Origin of the sequence: Agrobacterium sp. MS2, from assembly GCF_003261015.1 — a bacterium.
GTDB lineage: Bacteria > Pseudomonadota > Alphaproteobacteria > Rhizobiales > Rhizobiaceae > Agrobacterium > Agrobacterium pusense.
Genome location: NZ_QLNF01000105.1, coordinates 5,933 through 8,061, shown reverse-complemented (window position 1 = coordinate 8,061; position 2,129 = coordinate 5,933). Strand labels below are relative to the sequence as shown.

The window sequence follows — 2,129 nt, the reverse complement described above, 5'->3', positions numbered from 1 at the left end:
AAACGGCTTTTACCGACTGCATGGCAATGGCGGCAGACGCCGGTGTCCCAGGTTGAAGGCACAGAATTGGCCAGTCATGAAACCTGGAGAGGTCCTCGGGCGATAAGGTTTTCGCCTGACGATCAACCGCTTGGGCGCCACCCTATACCGGCATGGAGTGTATAGCTTGCCCGAATTGAAACGTTGGAACTCCGCCTACGCGCCTAGAACTGGCGGCTCCAATAGCAACCCCTCTTGCTCGTCGATAGCGACCGTGCTCGCTGTTAACACGAAATATGTCATGCCGACCCTGATGCAAATCGGTCTATTGTTGGGAAGCGCCGCAAGCAGCGCGACCAGATCTGCTGGCATCACAGGTGTTTCAGGCCTTCTGCGGTGATACCAGTCAATGATCCGATCCATCGTCCTAAGGCACTCCAACCCACGGTGAACTTCTGGGACGCGGTCCGTCGAAATCGCACCGCTCTCTATTGTCTCGCGGGAGCGGGAATCGTCTCCGCCTCGCCAAATAAGGGTCATCTGCCCAAAACATCTCGCTTTAGGCGTCCCTCATCGTCTGACATCAAATCCTCGCCAGTCCCTGCAGCCGCCAACGACGTCCTGATGGCATCTTCAATCGGCTGTGGCCGGCCGAAAAGGTAGCCCTGACCGAGATCACAGCCAAGCTGCTGAAGGTATTGCAGTTGGCTTTGCTCCTCGATTCCTTCGGCGGTGACCTCAACGCCCAAACCATGACCAAGCGCGATCATGGCGCGGACGACCTTATCCTGCCTTTCGCTTGCCTCGAATGTCTGAACGAAACTCCTGTCAATCTTGATCTTCTGGAACTGGTAATTCGACAGCTGCGAAAGGCTCGAATAGCCGGTCCCAAAGTCGTCCAGAGCAATCCGGATACCCGCCTTGGTAAGATCCTCCAGAACTTCCTTGGCCGCAACTGCGTCCTTGATCAGCGCACTTTCCGTGATCTCGATTTCCAGGCGCTGAACCGGCAGGCCGCTTTCGCCCATGATTTTCAGCAGTCGCAGCCCGAGCAGCCGATCGCACAATTGCGTCGGTGAGACATTGAAAGACAAAATGGTGTCGGCCGGCCAGGACATTGCATCCTTGCAGGCTCGCCTGAACAATTGTTCTGTTAGCTCGACAATGAGCCCGGCATCTTCGGCGATCGGGATGAAATCAGACGGGGGAATAAAGGTGCCATCAGCTGTTTTCCACCGGGCAAGTGCTTCAAACCCCGCCAGCTTCCGGGTGCTGAGTTCTACAAAAGGCTGGTAATAGGGCTCGACTACACCCTCTCTCATGGCTTGGCGCAAACGAGCCTCAAGTTGTATGCGATTGTTGAGCTCATCAAGCATTGCCGGAGTAAAGGCCGAGGCATTGTTGCGGCCCATTTTTTTCGAAGCATACATGGCGCAGTCCGATTGATGGATTGCATCTGCGAGCGTTACGCCGTTAATGCCTGCAACGGTATATCCAACGCTTGCGCCAAGATCGACCGTCGCGCCTTTGATTGTCATTGGCTTGGATATCGCACGTACGATTCGGGCCGACAGCGCTTTGAGATCGACCTGCCCCCTAAGCTTCGCCAGCACGACAAACTCGTCACCCCCTAGCCGATAGATATGCTCGTCTGGGAAAACCTCCGCCAGCCGTTCGGACGTAATTTTGAGAGCAGCATCGCCGCTATCATGCCCAAGCAGATCGTTGACCTTTTTAAACCCATCCAGATCGATGCTGAACACCCCATAGCGGTCACCGGAAAGGAAATCTTCCCGGGCGGCCACAGCATCAAGAAGACGGCGATTTGGCAGCTTTGTCAGTGGGTCATGGAAAGCAATCCAGTCGACGTCACGCTCGGCGAGAATGCGGCGAGAGATTTCGTGAGACATATCCTTGATACGGAGGACAGAGTAGGCCAGTCCCAGGAAACCACCGATGTTAAGAGCGGTAAACACCTCATCGAGATTGTAACTCTCATGATCGCGGAAATAATGGTCCAGAACCTCATGGGCATTAAAATACGAGGCAAGGCCGTAGAGCAAAACGAATGCACCGATCCAGATAAAGATCTCGACGTTGGCGCGATTATGACGGAAGTTTGGCATGGAACCTCTTTGCGCGGCCTTGAT

General features: G+C 54.7%; 1 protein-coding gene. It reads right to left on the bottom strand.

The window, feature by feature from the left end; genetic code table 11:
- Positions 1 to 515: 515 nt before the first annotated feature.
- Positions 516 to 2,105, bottom strand: a complete 1,590-nt coding sequence (locus DOU54_RS26990) for a putative bifunctional diguanylate cyclase/phosphodiesterase (protein WP_113732191.1) — start codon at positions 2,103 to 2,105, stop codon at positions 516 to 518.
- Between the last annotated feature and the right edge of the window lie 24 nt (positions 2,106 to 2,129).